Raw genomic sequence first — 19,579 nt, forward strand, 5'->3', positions numbered from 1 at the left:
GACCCCACATCCATCAATCTAAAAAGATACAATTAGAAAAATGAGATTTCTATAAAGTTTCGCATATAAACACTACTTCCGCCTTATTAAACGCTCGCTCTACTTTTTCTAATCTCAATTGTACGTAAGCTATAAAGAAGCACCCCTAAACCGAGAATTTTTTCATTATTAGACACATTAGAACCTAAGGTAATAGTAGGTACATTTAAACCCATAAACCTTTCACTCCATTCTATAGGCATATATCCCTGCTTACCAATTGCTAATGTACGTCCGTCTATTGTACGGAGAGTACTTTGAATAAAATCAAACTCAACTTCTACATCTGACAATTTTGTGGCTTTATCTGTCATCAAAGTACCTCGTATCATAGTAAATCCTTGTATCATTTTTTCTTTAAACATACCAATTTGGTTATAATTCGAGTCATAAATTACCCAATCATATCCGTCCACTTCAGTATGAAAATAAGCTAGAATTTCCCCGCTACTCGTTTCTAATCCGTAAACATCTTTATTATGTAAAAAAGGTATTACTGAAAAAAGAATATTTGATGAAACCATCTTTGTTCCTGCTATATACTTACCATCAGGATGATATAAACCAAATTGCTTGTTTCGTTTTGGTAATTCTAATACAACTAAAGTATCAACATCCCAAAATGTTGCATTACTTTTTATCATATTCTTTTGTATCAACTTTCCTTTTCTTAACTGCCAAAATCCAATTCCCAAAAAGATAGAAGCAGCGATAACAAAAAATATAAACTGCCCCCAATTAATATGTCCCCAATCTTCATATACAGCGCATAAAGCAAGAATAAAAATACCCGTCCCAATTAACAGTTTCATCTTTCCTTTTCGCTTATAGTAATCAAATAATTCCATTTCTATATCCCCCTTATTTCTGTTCCCCAACTATTAATATATCAAAAACATAGAATGCCCTCTATTCAAAAATATAAGTTCTTCCACTGTCCAGTTCATTGGAAACAAAGTGATAGTCGACCTTTTGAGCTCAAACCCCTGAGAAAGAATAAAAGCGAAATCAATATTTTTGTATTTTAGAGATAATACCCTTTCACCATCAAGCTAATAAAAAGATACTCCTTAAAAATAAAAAACGCTATTCTCTCTGTAAAATCATAGAAAAGAATAGCGCTTTTTATTTTGAAATAGAAATCATCATTTAAACTAAACATGCTAATATTGATTTTGTGCGATTGTCAGTTACCTCATAATAAATTTCTAATCCTTTCCGAGTACCTGTAACCATTTTAGCAGCTTTTAGTTTAGATAAATGTTGACTAATTGTACTTTGAGGCATTTGTAAATCCCCATACATTGTTGTTACATTAGTAGGACCTTTTGCAAGCATTATTTTTACTAAAGATAGACGAACTGGATGCGCCAATACCTTTAACACCTCAGCGATTTCTTGAAACATTTCTTTTTTTTCTTTCATCTTATTTCTCCCCTTTTATATACATATTTATGTTATCCATATATATAATTCGGAGGTATATGCGTTTTTGTGTCCGTCATTTTAAAAAAATATAAAAAAACTTTAATCCGAAACTAAAGGATTAGCTTAACATAATGTCTCACCATTAATGATGAATAGGAATCTCATTATAGAAGCAGCAGTTTTTATACTACAACTCTACATTCAACTAACTAAAACCAATGAAAAAAAGAGCAGATAGTCTGCTCTTTTATGATGCCTCCTTATGTTCCGTGGAATGTTTAACACTCCCCAGTCTCTTTAGTTTATTCCACCCTACCGCTACTCCTCGAAGCGATGAGAATATAGATTTAATGACAACATAAGTCATAAATTGGCGATAAATAAAACGTTGTAAAATTAACCATGCCAATGGTTTTGGGTTCTCTTCCTCTAATTTAAATGCGAACAGAGAAGCGAGAAGATCCATTAAAAAGAAAACAAGATAAAATCCTAAAACTTTTAGCGGATTACTACTAAATAGTCCTATAATCATTAATATATCTGCAAAAGGAGCAATGAATTGCAGCACATATTGGAATAACCACATATTAGGCAGTGCAATAAATCCTAATGTTTTATGCTTTGGATTACATAACGCTTTTCGATGTTTCCAAAGACATTGAAGTGTACCATATGACCAACGATACCGCTGTTTAATGAGACTTTTCACATCTTCAGGTGATTCCGTAAAAGCATGCGCTTTTTCTTCATATACAATTCTATGCCCTTGACGTAAAAATGTAATAGTAAGATCCGTATCTTCTGCTAACGTATCTTCGCTTAAATATCCAGATTCAACTACATTCTTTTTGCGCCACGCCCCAATAGCTCCTGGAACTACTGTAATACAATTTAACTCATCAAAAGCTCTACGTTCTAAATTAAACCCTGTAATGTACTCAACATGTTGCCAAGTAGTTAACAAATTCCGTCTATTCCCCACTTTGACATTACCTGAAACTGCAGCTACATTCTGATTTTCAAAGTGTCTAACCATTAGAGAAATGGCGTCTTGCGCAATAATAGTATCCGCATCTAAAGTGACAATGATTTCTCCTCGCGATTGTTGAAACCCTAGGTTCATTGCCGATGATTTCCCGCCGTTTTCTTTCTGAATGAAACGAACTTTAGGGTGTTTATAAAATGTTTCTTTCATTACTTTTGACGTACCATCTGTCGATCCGTCATCCACAACAATAACTTCAAATTCTCTATAATTACTATCCAAAATTGAGTGAATTGTCTTGGCTATCACCTTTTCTTCATTATATGCTGCTATGACAACACTAACAAAAGGTTGATAGGACGAATTAATATAGCGAGATAACGTTTTTCTTTTCTGCTTCCATGCAAAATAAATTAAGAATAAAAATCGAAAAATCCCTAATCCAATAGCAATATAAAAAATAGTTGTTAATATATGCTTAAAGTATCCTGCCCCTGAAAAGACAGCTTTATTGTAAAGCAAATATTGCTTCCCCTCAGAAGAAACAGGAGGCATGATTTCATCTCGTTCTTTATTCATTAAATCTGAAATTGTTACAAAACTATATCCATGCTTTTTTAGGTCTTTAATAATAATTGGGAGCGCCTCTACTGTATGTGTACGGTTCCCTCCCGCATCATGGAGAAGAATAATATTTCCCTCTCCCTTATAAATGGGATTAAGAGCACGCTTTACTAATTCATTTGTTGATGGTATTGCCCAGTCTTCGGGATCAACTTTTTCCGCTACCATTGTATAGTTCATATTTTGTGCACGTAAAATAGGCAATATTTCATTTGATGAATCCGGGTTAGCATCCGCTTCATATGGCGGTCTAAATAAAACCGTAGAATGTCCAGTTACTTCCTGAATTAAACGTTGCGTCGTATTAAGTTCTACTTTCGTTCGTAGTAAAGACGTATCTGCTATGTTAGGATGCTTGAAAGTATGATTGCCAATTTCATGCCCTTCATCGTATATTCTTTTTACAATACTAGTATTTAGTTGCGCGTTTTCACCAAGTACAAAAAAAGCAGCTTTTATTTGATTCTCTTTTAATATATCTAATATTTCTGGCGTATATTTCGGGTCTGGTCCATCATCAAATGTTAATACTACTTGTTTCCCATTTGGTTTTCCATATCGTTGCACTTCATATGCAGATGGTAAGGATTGATATACTTCATCTGTAATATAATCATCTTTGCCTACTTTAAAATCTCTCAATCCATTTTTTCTTTCATTCTCAATCTGTAAAATTTCACCTTGTCCAGAATAATTCACTTCATCTAAACTACTGATTTTATGTAATACATTAGGATTTTTTTGTACCTCAATAGGATTTTTTAAAACTTTCCATATTGTAGGATCTTCTGCTCCTAATCTCCATAGCGCAAACCCCTTTGCATGATTGTCCATTGCGATTTTCACTTGATTATAAAGAGTAACACCGTCTAAGAACCAAGCAGTATGTTCTTTCTCTCCTGTTTTATATCTAAAATACGGATTTCCACTCACCTTATCCCATTGAATTTTTATATTTGAATCATGAGCCATTGCCATAACTTCTGAGAAAGTCATAGACTTTGCAGCTTCTTTACTATTTACTTCCCAATCATATCCATAGTTACCGAAAGCAACTATAAGTTTATTAGACGGAATATTCAGTTCTTTTAATGTATGTTGGAACCATTTATTTGAAGCAATTGGTCCTGGTTCCCCCGCTCCATAGTGCTCATCGTACATCATTACAATCATTCGATCTATTATTTTTGCTAACGCACTATAATCAAAAGCCTTATCATTAGCTGGAACATCTTGTGTAACGAGCAAATCATGTTCATGAAATTCCTTAGTAAGTTCTTTCATAAAATTTGTTAAGTCTTTCAGGTACGGCCTCAAAGTCAATATTAATACCTGAAAACTGATTTTTTTTAACTTGGCTTACTAAATCATTAATAAACTTTGTCTTTACATCGTTTGAGGAACTCAGTAACTTATGAATTAGCCCACTATCAGGACCAGAAGCTTCCTCAGTATAGTTAGTAAGCAAAGGCATAATCTTCACTTGATTTTTTTCTGCCAACTTTACTATCTCAGGTTTTATCTCACTTCTAATCGTTAAATCTGCTTTTAAATGATACCACTCTGGTACTAACGTAGTTAATGAATCAATATTTTCTTTTAAAGAAGCGGTACTATTTTCATCCCAGTTTACATAAAAACCATACACTTCTTTAGGATGTTTACTATCCTTCGGCGGATTCACCAAATTTTTATTATCCTTCGTTTCGGTATTTGGGTTAAATGCTTCTTCCTTTAACTGCTGATCACTAAGTTTTTGATTAATTGGTACAAGTTTAGTATCTTGTTGTACAGCGGTATTCATATTTGGAATTTCTGGTGTTGAAAAAATACTTTGAAAGAAAAAATAAAATACAACACTTACACTAACTATTGAGATACATAGAAACCAAATAAAGGCTATGTTTCTCCTTCCTTTCGGATCATAAAAAACAGGTTTTTCTTTATCTTTCTCTTGTTGAATGTTTTTCTCCATTATATTTTTCACATACTCCTTCTTAATAGAACTATAGAATATTAAAGTGCAACTTTAATCAGTGGGGGTTTTGTTCCCCCCCCACTAATCATCAACCCTCACCAATCGGGCTGCCCAGCAAATAGCGGAATAAATCCTTTTAGCTTTGAAGTGAATCTCTCACTTCCATATTCTATTGATTCTTCTTTTCATTCCCTTGCTGGTGGCCTCTATTTTCTTGTTGAGACCCCCTACCATTGTTCCCTTGCTCGTTTCCGTCATTTTCTTTCTGGGATCCTCTTCCATTGTTCCCTTGCCCATTTCCATTATTCCCTTGTTGAGATCCTCTTCCATTGTTCCCTTGCTGATTCCCATTATTTCCTTGTTGAGGATTTCTTCCATTGTTCCCTTGCCCATTTCCATTATTCCCTTGTTGAGACCCTCTTCCATTGTTCTCTTGCTCATTTCCATTATTTCCTTGTTGAGATCCTCTTCCATTGTTCCCTTGCTCGTTTCCGTTATTTCCCTGTTGAGATCCTCTTCCGTTGTTCCCTTGCCCATTTCCATTATTTCCTTGTTGAGATCCTCTTCCGTTGTTCCCTTGCCCATTTCCATTATTCCCTTGTTGAGATCCTCTTCCGTTGTTCCCTTGCTGATTCCCATTATTTCCTTGTTGAGCTTCTCTACTGTTATTCTCCTGTTGATTCCCTCTATTTTCTTGCTGAGATCCTCTTCCATTGTTTTCTTTTATTTGCTTCGATGGCTGTTCCTCTGTTTTCTTTTGTTCTTTCTGCTCTTGCTTTTCATATTTTTTTTCTTTTACAGGAGACAAATCGAGTGTTGCATCAGGAGATGACTCCGGGTGTGATTGCACCTCTTCTTCGTTTTCCACCGGATTAGACGGGGTGACAGGAGGCGTAAGTGATTTGTTCTTCTCATTCTCTTGCTTTATATAAACACCTGTGCCAATTCCAGCTTTTCTAGCATTCTCTCGTATTTGCATTGTGCTACTTTGATATTCAACTGTAATATGTTTTAGCTCATATTCTTTCTTTAATTCTTTCATTGCCTTTTCCAAAAGTGGTTCTAGTGCCTTGTCCTTTGCAACAGCTGTTAGCATAACTTGCTTATCATTCGTTAAATACTTATCCTCTTGACTTTGCTTTATAATAGTACGTATTACTTCTTGTAATTGTTTATTTTCCCATTGCTTCAATTCTTTTAAAATACGCCTTCCATCATCATTACAAGCCTGCAAATCTATAACACGAAAATCCTTTGTTACGCTCACCTCTAAACTTGGATTTATATCAACTGAGACGTAAGCAAATACTTTTTCTTCTGGTTGGTTGTAGAAAAACAGCACTGCAAATAAAAAACAAGCAACAAGTATTGATGCAGGCTTTAAAAAGGAAGGAATCGAAAAATGCGATGCTTTTTGTTCTTGCTCATCAAACGAGATTTCCTCCCCGATTATGCAAGAATCCCCTTTTCTTTTACACGTAATAAACTCTCCATTTGGTGTTAAAACAACTACGCTATGCTTTTTTATATCCATCACAATTCCTTTATTCATCATGCTTTTCCCCTCTTATGTAATCCAGAATATATGTATAGTTGTTTGCAAAAATAATACACATTGCAATAATGTATTTTCTATGTCGTTCCAACGTTTTACGACTTACCCTAACACGCGGTTCAATCTGTTTAAGCGGTAACTTTTTCTTTCGGAACAGCTCTTCCATCATTTCCTCTTCTTTTATAATTATTTTCACAATTTCTATTAAGTGCTCACGTGTATCACGATGCTTAGGAGATTCTTTAGCAAGCTCTGAGAATGTGATTTTAAACTCAGCTAGCACACTTTGAAAATGAAGAATTTCCTCCTTACGGTTACTATTTTCCATCTCTTTCATATACTCCGTAAGCGACACTTGCATTTCTAACATTTCCTCTTGCTCATCTTCTTTTAAAAAGACAAAGTTATGTTTAGACTCCTTACGTATATAGTCAATTACATCTCTTTTTATAAGAAGATCAGCAAACGCTAAAAAGGATTTTCCTTTTGTATAGGAATACTGTTCAATTGCTTCGTTAAAAGCAAACAATCCAATGCTATATTCATCATCCTGTTCTGTAATATATCGACGGCAGACAGATGAGATTGATTTTCTAATAAAAGGCTGATACTGTACGATAAACGCTTCTTTGTCTTCTTCGTTGTTTTGTATGTTACATACGATATCTTCTATTTTCGGTTTTCTTAAGATCTTCATTACTAAACTCAACACTTGTAATCTCCCAGCCTCCTTCAAATAGCAAAATGGCCACTACACAAGTGACCATTTAACCAGATTTTCTTGGTACTTTTCTTCGGTCTTGTTTTCTTGCTGTTAGTTATATTTTTCGAGTCTAACTTTTCCCAACGTTTTCTTAATAATTTTCCTTTTCTCTCGGCACTAAAGTTAAGTTTGTATTTTTATCTACTTTCTTATTTTCTACCGTTCGTTTTGCTTATTCTCTTTCTATTTTATCTGCAATCCTTGAATAACTCTTCTCTATATAATTGGTAATTTCATCCTTCCATTTTGAATGCCACTTAATCTAGTAATTTTATTAATACTTCTATATTCTTTCATAGTCATTTTTCTTCTATTTATTTTTTTCACTATACATATTCGGAGGAGTACAAAGTTTTATGGGGGTCAAAAAATATTTTCATAAAAAAATACATATTTATTTCAAAAATAAAAACCATCAATTTGAAAAAGGGTAATCAAATTGATGGTTTTCTTATAATATCTATTAAATTAAGTTGGATTCTCATTATATCTAAAAAAGCACTAACTATTTTCTACCGGTTTTCTCCATTTTTATCTTTCTTGGTTATCATAATATGTCTTATCTGCGTATTTTCTATCATTTCCTTTTAGATAAGCTAAAATTACTTTTGGATTTTTAAGTAAAGTCCAGTCTCCATATGTATCAAATCTTCTGCATGAAGTTATCATTCCATTTTTAATAGTACCGAATTTCTTATTATTTTTCTTTCCCCATTCTTTTAACCGCTTAGCGAAATCTGCATCTTCTGCCATAAGCATGTTTTCATTAAATCCGTTGATTGCCATAAAGTCTTTTCTATAGCACCAAAAAATCCCTACAGATATAGCTCCGTACTTAAAAAGTAAGGGGATGATTATTAACATTGCGGAGAGAAATATTCCTAAAGATATTCTTTCAAACTTTCCATTTACCCCACCACCAATGTATTTACCTGAAGCTAAATATTTATCTACATTAGACAACATAGACTCTGTCATTATGGTATCAGCGTCTATAGTGACGATTATTTCTCCATTAGCTATTTTAGCCCCTGCATTTCGAATTTTAGATAAGTTTTTATCGTTATTTTTCAATGTAACACAATTATAAGATTTTGCTATTTCCTCTGTTTTATCTGTGCAACGATTTAAAACAACTATAACTTCCGTTTGCTCTTTATATGCCTCTGATGCCTTTGCAATTGAATCTAAACATTTTCTAATGTACTTTTCTTCATTGTGTGCAGGAATTATAATAGAAAACTTCACATCTTTTTTCAAATTGACTCCTGAAGTTTCGTTTGTCTCAGTCATAATATGCCCCCCTTATTTTATAAGGTAAATATCTGTTATACATAACTTATATTAATATTTATTAGGTTATATTATAGAAACTGAAGGTAAAGAGGCTCTTACTGTCGACGTTCAAAAGCAAGACGTACAGCAAGCCCCGTTAAAACACTTGCCATAAGCCAACGCTGCCGTTGGGCGTGTGCATTTCGCAATTTTACTTGCTGTACATACAATTACAAGGTTAACTATAAAGCTAACAATGATTTGCGTAAGGCCCAAAACTGCACCTTGAAAAAGTAATGACCCCTTCTCTGGATCTTCAAATTGAGGTAGAAGTGATACATACAAAATAGCAATCTTTGGAGTCAAAAGTAACCTATCCGTAGAGCTACTAAAACTACTACAAATAAAGCAAAGCAACATGTAATATTTCGAATCCACTTTTGTATATCATCAAAATACCTTTCTATAAATATAGCGTTGATAGTAAGCATAAGAAATAAAACAAAGAAAGGCAGCGAGGTATAGATCCATTTTTATCTTCATGGCTGGAACTGTACTCCTTACCAAACTTCTAAATGAAATGTATAGCTCAGTAGTTACCTTATTTTTCAAAAAGACATTCTGATTATTTCTTTTTCACTTCTTCTACAAATTCCCATGTTTCTCCGTTATCTTTTGATTGATAAAGTGCACTACTATCGCCATTGTAGTCTCCATCTGCCCCTTGTCCAACTAACATATTAAAAACCCCATCTTTCTCATATGGCATACTAGGAGAATCAAAAGGACTTATTGTGGACTGTGTATGATCTAATTTCACTTCATGCGGCGGATATTCTACCTTTTTGAAAGATACTCCCCCATCATCTGTGCGATATAACTCTCCTTCATTACCAGAAGGCCTAATTGCTCCTAAAAACCCAAGTTTATCATTTATAAAAATGATTCCTGATACACTACCAATCCCCCCATTAAATGGGTCTGGATTGATAACCTCCCATGTTTTCCCTTCATCACTAGTCTTGCTTAATGAATAAAAGGCGCTCCCTAATGCTTTATCTGTCATATTTAGTTTATAACCAACTTCTTTCGATAGGAAAAACTGTTCTTTTTCATTCTTTAAATCTTGTTGTTCCTTCTCTTTAAGCATATCTTCTTTTGGAGGCGTCTTTGATTTACTCCAACTTGCGTCACTTATTAAATTATATCTAGCAGGGACTAGCTCTTTCTCTTTTCCAGGGACAAATATAGATACAGTATATCCAATGATATCAGAAGCTGCTTCTTTAACACTCTGCCTCTTACCATCCTCAGTAATATTAATAATTCCCTCTGTATTGGATCCCCAATTTCTTTTTCCATAATAAATCAACCCATACTTACTTTCATTCCATTTTTTGACCGTTTGCTTAACTGGGATCGCCTTAACCGTTTTAATTAAAGGTTCTACTAATTTATCATCATTATAATCAGGCTTTGCATATCCATCTCGTATTATAGTAATATCTTCTGATTTCTTCTTATTATAAGAGATTAAATAAGTTTCTTCTTTCCCATCAACATTTTTCCCATAAACAAATGTATCAAACGCTGTGATTGTTCCATCTGAATGAAATGTAAGATCAAAATCAGTTGCCATATACAATTTCTTTGGCAAAGGATATTTTTTATTTATATCTTCAAAAATACCTTCTACTCCAGATTTATATATATTATTATGTTTAAGTTTAACTGACCTTTCATGTTTTAACTTTTCTATAAACCATGCCAATTTGCCATTGTAATTTATTGCACTTTTATAAATCTGCATCCCATAAAATGATGTAATTGCAACAATAATGATAATAGAAATGGATCTCCATGCTATTGAATTTGTTAATTTTTTAGATTCATATTCTCTATTTTTTATCACCCGCATTGTAGTAAATGTAGTTATGGATATAAAAAGTACTATACATAATAACAAAATGTAAATATTATAATTCATTCTTCCGTACTTACAGTATAAGGCCAACTCATAGCAAAAGATCCCGTATACAATTATTAGTATTGGATTTGTTACTAATGACAGAAGTATCCTTTTTGTATTTTCTCTAAATATAGAAACCACTCCTAATTATATGAATTACTGATATTAAGTATACTTTATGAATATTCACCATTCTTATCATCGGATTTATACACATTCAAATAATATTTTCCTTGTTTCGCTACGAGTTTTCCCTTTATAGTATTTCCTTCATCTTTACCACAAGCTACGTAATTTTACATGTCTAATTCATGATAAAGTACCCATGTCATCCCAATATTTTGTTCATTTATCACAGAAATAACTACTTCTTTCAGAACTATAACATCAAACGTTTAAACATCTGTCTGATCAGGAGTAATCAGATTCCCTTTTACAAGCGTATTGGAAGTCCTTCTCCTCTTCGAGGGATCCACCTGTTTGCAGTTCTTGTTTTACAGTAACTTTTGTTTGTTCTTTACTTTCTTTTCCTCTACTATCTTCCACTGTTAGTTCCACATTATATGTTCCTTTTTCTCCATATACGTGGGTAGGATTCGCTTCTGTACTTGTTGTACCATCACTATAAAATTTAATTTCTTCATTAAAAAGCATTTTTAATTTTTTTATATACTCTTACTGTCGACGTTCAAAAGCTAAACGTACTGCAAGACCTGTCAATACGCTCGCCATAAGCCAGCGCTGCACTCGCAGCCACGTTGGACGTGTGCCAAACCATTTCGCAATTTTACTTGCTGTACATACAATTAGAAGGTTAACTATAAAGCTAACAGTGATTTGCGTAAGGCCCAAAACTGCACCTTGAAAAAGCAACGATCCCTTCTTTGGATCTTCAAATTGAGGTAAAAGTGATACATACAAAATAGCAATCTTTGGATTCAGAAGATTAGTCATGAGTCCCATTAAAAATAATTTCCGTGGCGGTTCATTAGAAATCGTACGAGGTTCCATAATAGATATAGCACCCGGTTTAATCGAATTCCAAGCTAGCCAGAGTAAGTAAGCAGCACCTGCCCACTTTACTGCTTCATATACAGCGGGAACCGCAAGGAATAGAACTGTAAGTCCAAACATAGTTGCGATTATATAGATTACAAATCCGAGCATGATGCCCAATAAAGAAATAAATCCCGCCATACGTCCCTGCGTAATGGAACGGGAAATGAGATAAATCATATTAGGCCCAGGTGAACAAACCATGCTAAGCGAAACAATTGCAAAAGCTATCAAGGTACTCAAGCTGACCATAAACCTTCCCCCTTTATGTTACATAAAATTTCCTATTATACATTTTATCATGATTGGGGAGAGAAAAAATTAATATAAACCGATGCAGCTAAGTAATATTATCGGATCGAATATAGTGTAATCACATATTTCTCATTCTCTTAAGTAAGGACTAAAAATAACCTATCCATAGAGCTACTAAAACCACTACGAATAAAGCAAAGCAACATGTAATATTTCGAATCCACTTTTGTATATTACCAAAATACCTTTCTATAAATATAGCGTTGATAGTAAGCATAAGAAATAAAACAATGTAAGTAAAAGCACCCAATTTATCGTTAAACTTCTCATTTGTAAATGTACTTACATGAAGGAATAGAAGAACAAACGTTACTATGAATAGCTCAAATAGCCTTTTTTTATTCACCCCACCACCACCTTACAGTAATTCCCTTTCATTCCATTTTATCAGAACATACTGTGTAGCAGCACATGAATATTATATTCATGTTAAAAAGGCCAACAATCCAAGATTGTTAGCCTCTACTTCCCATATTCGTATCTTTTATCACTTTACTTCCTTACAACTGGAATCCACATTTCACCAAACACTAAGCCGTTTCTTTTCCCCATCTCAACCGTCGTATTTGGTCCACCAACATAAGCAAACTCATTTGCATCTGGTAAAGCTTGACCGAAGGCGATGCCAGTCAACTTATTACTTAACTCTTCAGCTGTTTTGTCTTCCCCTTTTACTACTAAGTATTCTCCCCTCGGAAACTGAATCACTCTAGATTCTTCTTCTATTTGTGCTTCTGTCATGACACCCGCATAATACATCATTTTGTTATTCACCGCTTCGCTCACAGAAAAAATGTATTCATTTGTCGCTAAAGCTTTTAAAGTGTCCAGCCTTCCATCTTCTTTAACAGCCGACCAAAAGTCTTCCTTTTCTTTATTTATTCCAGCAAAGTCTGTGTACTCACTCTTAATTTCAGTTCCAATACCTAACACAATAAAGCTATCTTTTTCTTCTATAGTATAATTTTTCATATACAAAACCTGCCTCTTTTTTTATTAATCAAACGATTTATCTTTTCATCTGATACGTTTATAATATCTTTAAACCATGTCAAAAAATGATACTGTTTAGGAGACCAAAATGAAAAAAGTTGAACGGATCAATACAATTATGCGATATATTAACAACCGCTCTCACTTTACAATTTCTGAAATCATACGAGAATTTAACATATCACGATCGACAGCTATTAGAGACATTAGAGAAATTGAAGCTATGGGAATGCCACTTGTCGCTGAAGTTGGGAGAACGGGTGGATATTTTGTTATGCATAATTCTATCCTGCCCGTTGTTCGCTTTACTGATAATGAAGTGAAAGCTCTTTTTATTGCCTTTATGGCTACGAGGAATCAACAACTTCCCTACCTAAAGAGTCGTCAATCTTTAGCCGAAAAACTACTAGGACTCATCTCAGAAACCCAGCAGGATGACCTTGTTCTTTTAAATCAACTCTTGCTGTTCCAAGGAACTAATCCTCATAATCCCGATCTACTTGAGCTTTCTGATCTCCCCCATCCTATGTTAGAAAAACTCATTCAAATCCTTCTTTTGGATAACCATTTATTGATTACCATTAAAAAAGATGAAGAAATTAAGTCTTATCCAATTTATCTATTACACCTTTATCAAGAAAAAAGCCATTGGATTATTGAAGGATTTGACTTAAAAGAAGAAAAGAAGTTAATGTTTCCTGTCGATGATCTCATCAATATCGAACCATACACGACGAATAAAAGGCTCAATAAGAAAAAGATTTTAGAAAAACTAAGTAAGATGGCTGAAGCAATTAACCTTGTACTTGAACTTGGTCCGACAGCAATTGCCCAGTTCAAAAAATACCATCCTTTAAAAATTTCAATATCTTATACTAATCCTTACCAATCCACAGCCATTTTAAAAACTTTTATCAATGTTAACAATCCCGATGAAGTGACGGAAATAATAAATTGGCTGCTTTTTCTAGGGAAGGATATTACAATTAGGGAAATGCCTGAAGAAATATTAAAAGATTTACAAGAGCGATTATGTTTATATTCCCCATAAGCAGTGATCAGTTAAACCTCAAAATATTGAGTTTAAGCGCTCGCTACTGAACGAGGCTTCTATGAATAATACAATATAAAAGGTATGAACTAACTTTTAGTTCATACCTTTTATATTAGAGTTTTCTATAAACACATTAAATTGCTTGTTTAAGATTTGAATGTGGATTTGGTCCATACTTATTCTCACCTTCATCACTTTCAATGATACAAAACACAAGTAGAACCGCTCCTCCAAATGGCACCAAATTTAATAGCTGCCACCATCCTGTTTTTCCACTATCATGTAATCGACGAGCTTCCACTGCCAGAGTAGGAACGATAAAAATTGTTATATATAGCACGGTAATATTGGCTCTTAAGTAAAAGGCAGACGAAGAATAAGAGGCCAAATATATTAATGACCAAAACGTAACCTTATTAAATAAAGTAAAAATCCAGTACTCTTTTCTCGTAGCTCTCCCACTAAATTTCGCATAGTTTTTGAGAGTATATAAATACCATTTCATTTGAACCTCTCCCTTTTTCATCCCCTAAACGATTAATTTATACATTATATACCTTATAAGTATAAATATAACACATCACTACGATAACCTCTATATTTACACGGAATATTCTGTTTATTAACAAGTCATTTTAGTTAAGTGTTAACATACCATACAGGCATGTGTATTCAATTTATTATTCTCCTATTTACTTTAAAACTACTACAATTAAGCGAAGTATGAATGAATTATTAAAGCACGGAAAATCTTCCCGTGCTTTTTCAAAAAAATATATTATTCCGGATGATTTCATTCACTTACCCTAGCTGACGTTTAAATGCTTTACTAGCAAAGAAGCAAGCAATAACCATAATTCCGACGCACCAAGCGAGCGCAATCCAAATATCGTTTCCAACAGTTCCTTCATATAAAAGAGCACGAATCGCATTCACGATTGAAGTTACAGGCTGATTCTCCGCAAACACACGAACAATTTTTGGCATCGTTTCGGTAGGTACGAAGGCTGAACTAATAAATGGAAGAAAAACTAGTGGGTACGAGTAGGCTGTCGCCCCTTCCATAGACTTTGCCGTCAGCCCTGGAATGATAGCCAACCATGTTAGCGCTAACGTAAACATTCCTAGTATCCCAGCTACTGCAAGCCAATCTAGAATATTCGCACTGGAACGGAAACCCATTAAGAGCGCAACAAGAATAACTACAACGATAGTAAGTACATTAGCAACAAGAGAGGTTAAAACATGAGCCCACAATAACGATGAACGCTTAATAGGCATCGTAATGAAACGTGCCATCAGCCCACTCTTTACATCCGTAAAGAGTCGCACAGAAGTGTAAGCTACACCGGATGCGATAGCCATTAGCAAAATTCCCGGCAATAAATAATTGACGTAGTTATCTGTTCCTGTCTGTATAGCCCCACCAAATACGTATACAAACAATAGCATCATCATAATCGGTGTAATCGCTACCGTAATAATTGTATCTGGACTACGCATAATATTGCGCATTAAGCGCCCAAGTAATACCCTTGTTTTGCTTTTCATTTATATCCCCTCCTTTTTGCCAATGATCGCAAGGAATATTTCTTCCAATGTAGGCTGCTTCTCGATATACTCCACTTTTGCCGGTGGGAACATCTCTTTCAGTTCAGAAAGAGTACCTGTCGTAATAATTTTTCCACCATGCAAAATTGCGATACGATCAGCCAGTTGTTCTGCTTCCTCCAAGTACTGAGTCGTAAGCAAAATAGTTGTACCACTATCAGCAAGTTCCTTGACTGTATCCCACACTTCAATCCGCGCTTCAGGATCGAGTCCAGTCGTTGGTTCGTCAAGAAAAATAACTGCTGGCGCCCCAATCAAACTCATCGCGATATCAAGCCGGCGCTTCATCCCACCTGAATACTGATCTGCCCTTTGGTTTGCCGCATCAGTCAGGCTAAATCTTGCAAGTAGATTGTCAGCAACTTGAGCGGGATTGGAAACACCACGTAATTTGGCGATCATTATCAAGTTTTCCCTCCCTGTCAGCATACCGTCTAAAGCTGCGAACTGCCCTGTCAAACTGATACTTTGACGAACATGGTCTGGTTGACGCTGTACATCAAATCCGCAAATACTTACTTCACCGCTATCTTGCTTCATTAGCGTCGAAAGGATGTTAACCGTTGTCGTCTTTCCCGCTCCATTTGAGCCTAGCAGCGCGAAAATTTCTCCACGCTGCACCTCAAAATCTACCCCTTTTAAAACTTCCTTGTCTTTAAAGGATTTTTTCAAGCCTTTTATAGAAATCGCTGCATTACTCATACTTTTTTCCTCCCTATAAAAATGTTTTGCGGAGATAATTTATTTACCTCTATCTATTTAGTACCACTGATATTCTGTATCACTTATTACCAAGCTAAAAATATAACTGAATAGCTATGGTGGCAATTCATATGTGTAACCAGCTAATCAGTCGGTATTACTTATTCCATTTATTTTTTTCTCAATTTCTTCATAATACTTTCATTCAAATCTTCACGATACTTGGAGACGTAAGTTTTAGCATTTGCCACTAGTTCGTCAGCAAAGGAAGCCACGTCATCCCCAGTAATGTCAAGCACTTGTCTTCCTTCTGCTGCACCAGCTTCAAACAAATCGATTAATTCATACTGTATGTGTAACATATCCATCCCGTTACCCGCTGAGAAATTCCACATGTAGTTTTGAATTTTCTTAAATACAAATTGGTAGTCCTCTGGCAGAGCCTCAACTCGTGCCATCATCATTTTGTACTCTTTTTTATCACCAATTAACTTTTTAAACATTTCTAACATCTTATTTTCCTCCTTTTTTATAAAACCGAACAAGAAATTCCCAAAGTATCGGCCGGAACATTTTATCTTATGAACCTATTTTGACTTCAAGACGTTAATTTTTGACGATACAAAATCCCATTTTTTCCAAAACAATTCAAGCTCTTGGCGGCCCTCTTCATTTAATGAATAAAACTTACGAGGCGGTCCCATATCTGATGGTTTCTTTTCAATATTCACAAGCTTTTTCTTCTCTAATCGTACAAGGATGGTATACACCGTACCTTCCACAACTTCGGTAAACCCAAGATCATTCAGATGGCGGGTAATCTCATAGCCATACGTTTCACGGCGACTGATGATTTCCAGTACACACCCTTCCAGTGAACCTTTTAGCATTTCAGTTAAATTTTCCATGTCCTGATCCTCCTTTACCCCCTATTCTGTCTGACTTATATTCAGTATCACAGAGTACTAAGGCGAATTTTTTACTGAATAGCTTTTGAGTAAAGCCACACTATTCAGTATTACTTATTACAACTACATTGTATGACTAAGTAGTTGTGGATGTCAACTTTATTTTCAAAAAAATTAAAAATCCGCTTTACCCTAACCGGATACAGCCTCCTTTTTTGTTGTAAGGGCCATCAAACTAGTAAAACAGAGCTGATTCAAAGTGTAATTTAAATCAGCTCTGCTTTATTGTTTTCATACCGTTATATCTTGTTTTTTCACGATACAAATTGTTTCTCCCTACCATTCCCATTGCATATAAAGCATAAAGGCAAGTGCGGTCAGAGAAAATTTCCAGAGATTATCCGTACATGATACGAGCCCCAAAAATACAATTCTATTAGAAATCTGTTCTCTATATTCTCTTTTATTTTATTTCTGATAGTTGATTAGCAACACTATCTAAAAATTTTTCTACCTTTTCTTTTGATGTATCCGGCGCATGATAACCGATCGTAAATGTAAGCCTTCCATTATAAGAGCTTGCTCCCATTGAAAAGAATGGTGCATACATAATAGGTGATGTCATATACCCGTCCTCAGCTTGAATTTCACCAAACTGAATAGGTTCCTCAGCGATTACTCCCAAATTTGTCAGTAATGGCAACGCCATCCCCATCTGTACAGCCTGTTCATATTGCTGATTATACATTTCCTTCACTGTAGATAGCTTCATTTCTGCCAGTAACTCCATTCCTGCTGCTGAAGAAAGACCTGGATTTTGAGACTTTATTTTATCCATTGATTGTTTAACTCGAACAAGAGTCTGCTTAAATGTTTCATCGTCTTCCATTTTAATCACTGGCATTTCCATACCGGATAAGTTGCAAATAGCACCAGTTGTATTATTAGGCAGATATCGACGTAAATCAATTGTCAAGCCAATCATTTTTTCTGCAGTGCGAGGTTCTGCATACACAGTGAAATGTGATAAAGCTCGGAAGTATGCAGTCATGATTACATCATTCAAGGTAGCCTGTTGAGCTTTTGTCCATTGGGTTAAACGTAGAGTTTGCTCATGGCTCAATCGCCGTACGGACATTTGGGGAAATTTATTTTTGTTAGGTTGAGATGGAAAAGACCATAACGATGCCTGTTGTTCTTGGTTAGGACGATACGCACTTTTTATGTCCGATATTCCAGCGTATTTGAATACATGTGATTGATCTCGACAACTCTCATTTCCCTCATCAAATTCCTTTATAATTTGCTTCTTAGACCGTCCCAATGAAAGGTGAGTATATATCATTCCAAGCAATTTAATATATTCCTTGACTCCTGCACCATCTGAACATAGATGAGACAATTTCACAACTAACATATCTGTTGTAGTGCCCCGTAATAATTTCGTTTGAACCATAGGCCCCTGAATACGATCACCAGGTTCCTTAATAAAATCTATTGCCATTATTTCAAGTTCTTGATTATTTCCTTCTGCAAAAAAGCAAATAGATGAGTTAGTGTCAGATGAATGTTCCTCCCAGTAAGGAATATCATTTTCTACAAACCGGCTGTTCAAAACTGGTTGCAATTGCAACGTTATCCTTACTGATTCTTCAAGTATATCCTTTGATATACCTACAGGAAAATAAAGAACTGCATTAATTTGTTGATCTGCAGAATAAAGACCTAATACATAATTCATTCGATCTTGTGGTGTTACTGAATACTTTCTTTTCTCCATAATTCCGTCCCCCTTTAGGACTTTTTGTATAACCCTATTTTCCATATGCTTATAATTTTTCTAGTCATTTTTCTTCAAGAGCTAATAACGCTTATTTTTCGAATTTTTAACGAAATCATCTTCTCCGTATTGGTTTCATTCTTTTTGCAGGTGATATATTCATTATTTTATTGTTATTAACACTGCCTAACCTCACAATAAAACCAAACAAGAATAAATTAAGTTTACATATACGTAAACATTTTATTATAACGTCTATAAATTATCAATATAGCAAATAAATCATTTTTATGTCTGTCAATAAAAAATAATATATTCAAGGGCCACTTCATCATAAAAGATTGATGTGCATGTAAATGTACCCATATCACTTTCAAAATAAGAATGAGAATTTTTTCAACAAAATAAGCTGCAGTTATTGATTTTACAGTAAGAAAAGCCCCTCCATTTTGAAAATGCGCAATCAAAATGAGTAGGGCTATTTCCAATTTAAATTTTATAAAAGAATGATTATCATAAATAATATTTTACTTTTTAGTCTACC

16 protein-coding genes and 4 pseudogenes are annotated in these 19,579 nt (G+C 34.6%); 1 reads left to right on the plus strand and 19 read right to left on the minus strand.

Features of this window, described 5'->3' with window-relative positions:
- Window positions 1–86: 86 nt before the first annotated feature.
- The 13 genes and pseudogenes from N2V80_RS16805 to N2V80_RS16865 form a co-directional block, all read right to left on the minus strand.
- On the minus strand, window positions 87–887 hold the full coding sequence (locus N2V80_RS16805) for a hypothetical protein (RefSeq protein WP_000418473.1): 801 nt from the start codon (window positions 885–887) through the stop codon (window positions 87–89).
- A 301-nt stretch (window positions 888–1,188) separates the two neighbouring features.
- The gene (locus tag N2V80_RS16810) at window positions 1,189–1,464 is read right to left on the minus strand and encodes an ArsR/SmtB family transcription factor (protein WP_000660066.1); all 276 of its coding nucleotides are present in this window, start codon (window positions 1,462–1,464) and stop codon (window positions 1,189–1,191) included.
- 250 nt (window positions 1,465–1,714) lie between these two features.
- Window positions 1,715–5,051 (minus strand): annotated as a pseudogene (locus N2V80_RS16815) (glycosyltransferase).
- 172 nt (window positions 5,052–5,223) lie between these two features.
- Window positions 5,224–6,609, minus strand: coding sequence for an anti-sigma factor domain-containing protein (locus N2V80_RS16820; protein WP_033667174.1), 1,386 nt, complete (start codon window positions 6,607–6,609; stop codon window positions 5,224–5,226).
- Window positions 6,599–7,321: an RNA polymerase sigma factor SigI gene (gene sigI, locus N2V80_RS16825; protein WP_002101143.1), complete on the minus strand. Its 723-nt coding sequence runs from the start codon at window positions 7,319–7,321 to the stop codon at window positions 6,599–6,601. Before sigI ends, N2V80_RS16820 begins: the two co-directional genes overlap by 11 nt.
- A gap of 582 nt (window positions 7,322–7,903) precedes the next feature.
- The gene (locus N2V80_RS16830) at window positions 7,904–8,665 is read right to left on the minus strand and encodes a glycosyltransferase (protein WP_061655486.1); all 762 of its coding nucleotides are present in this window, start codon (window positions 8,663–8,665) and stop codon (window positions 7,904–7,906) included.
- 98 nt (window positions 8,666–8,763) lie between these two features.
- Window positions 8,764–9,016: pseudogene (locus N2V80_RS16835) on the minus strand (LysE family translocator); the annotation flags it as partial.
- Window positions 9,010–9,165: pseudogene (locus tag N2V80_RS16840) on the minus strand (DUF3963 domain-containing protein); the annotation flags it as partial. The pseudogenes N2V80_RS16835 and N2V80_RS16840, both read right to left, overlap by 7 nt.
- Window positions 9,166–9,272: 107 nt before the next feature.
- Complete coding sequence (locus N2V80_RS16845; protein WP_023901655.1) at window positions 9,273–10,757, minus strand: WD40/YVTN/BNR-like repeat-containing protein; 1,485 nt, start codon at window positions 10,755–10,757, stop codon at window positions 9,273–9,275.
- A gap of 35 nt (window positions 10,758–10,792) precedes the next feature.
- Window positions 10,793–11,267, minus strand: a pseudogene (locus N2V80_RS16850) (PKD domain-containing protein); the annotation flags it as partial.
- 24 nt (window positions 11,268–11,291) lie between these two features.
- Entirely contained in the window at window positions 11,292–11,924 is a 633-nt protein-coding gene (locus N2V80_RS16855) for a LysE family translocator (protein ID WP_000254105.1), read from the minus strand.
- Between the two features lie 151 nt (window positions 11,925–12,075).
- Entirely contained in the window at window positions 12,076–12,333 is a 258-nt protein-coding gene (locus N2V80_RS16860; protein WP_061655485.1) for a DUF3963 domain-containing protein, read from the minus strand.
- Between the two features lie 146 nt (window positions 12,334–12,479).
- On the minus strand, window positions 12,480–12,959 hold the full coding sequence (locus N2V80_RS16865) for a GyrI-like domain-containing protein (RefSeq protein WP_000801038.1): 480 nt from the start codon (window positions 12,957–12,959) through the stop codon (window positions 12,480–12,482).
- A gap of 109 nt (window positions 12,960–13,068) precedes the next feature.
- Here N2V80_RS16865 and N2V80_RS16870 point away from each other — a divergent pair, with 109 nt between their 5' ends.
- Window positions 13,069–14,031, plus strand: coding sequence for a helix-turn-helix transcriptional regulator (locus N2V80_RS16870; RefSeq protein WP_000755060.1), 963 nt, complete (start codon window positions 13,069–13,071; stop codon window positions 14,029–14,031).
- Between the two features lie 136 nt (window positions 14,032–14,167).
- Here N2V80_RS16870 and N2V80_RS16875 read toward each other — a convergent pair whose 3' ends face one another.
- The 6 genes from N2V80_RS16875 to N2V80_RS16900 form a co-directional block, all read right to left on the minus strand.
- Window positions 14,168–14,539: a DUF805 domain-containing protein gene (locus tag N2V80_RS16875; protein ID WP_000872435.1), complete on the minus strand. Its 372-nt coding sequence runs from the start codon at window positions 14,537–14,539 to the stop codon at window positions 14,168–14,170.
- Between the two features lie 296 nt (window positions 14,540–14,835).
- On the minus strand, window positions 14,836–15,585 hold the full coding sequence (locus N2V80_RS16880) for an ABC transporter permease (protein ID WP_061655484.1): 750 nt from the start codon (window positions 15,583–15,585) through the stop codon (window positions 14,836–14,838).
- Window positions 15,586–16,347 carry an ABC transporter ATP-binding protein gene (locus N2V80_RS16885; protein WP_061655483.1) on the minus strand — a complete coding sequence of 254 codons (762 nt, stop codon included), beginning with the start codon at window positions 16,345–16,347 and terminating at the stop codon, window positions 15,586–15,588. It abuts the gene before it with no gap.
- A gap of 170 nt (window positions 16,348–16,517) precedes the next feature.
- Entirely contained in the window at window positions 16,518–16,859 is a 342-nt protein-coding gene (locus N2V80_RS16890; protein WP_000891986.1) for a DUF1048 domain-containing protein, read from the minus strand.
- A 75-nt stretch (window positions 16,860–16,934) separates the two neighbouring features.
- A complete protein-coding gene (locus tag N2V80_RS16895) occupies window positions 16,935–17,255 on the minus strand; it encodes a PadR family transcriptional regulator (RefSeq protein WP_000429488.1) in 321 nt (106 codons plus the stop codon).
- A gap of 463 nt (window positions 17,256–17,718) precedes the next feature.
- Complete coding sequence (locus tag N2V80_RS16900) at window positions 17,719–19,035, minus strand: condensation domain-containing protein (RefSeq protein ID WP_069604675.1); 1,317 nt, start codon at window positions 19,033–19,035, stop codon at window positions 17,719–17,721.
- Between the last annotated feature and the right edge of the window lie 544 nt (window positions 19,036–19,579).

It is taken from the genome of Bacillus sp. FSL W8-0640 (assembly GCF_038007725.1).
GTDB lineage: Bacteria > Bacillota > Bacilli > Bacillales > Bacillaceae_G > Bacillus_A > Bacillus_A cereus.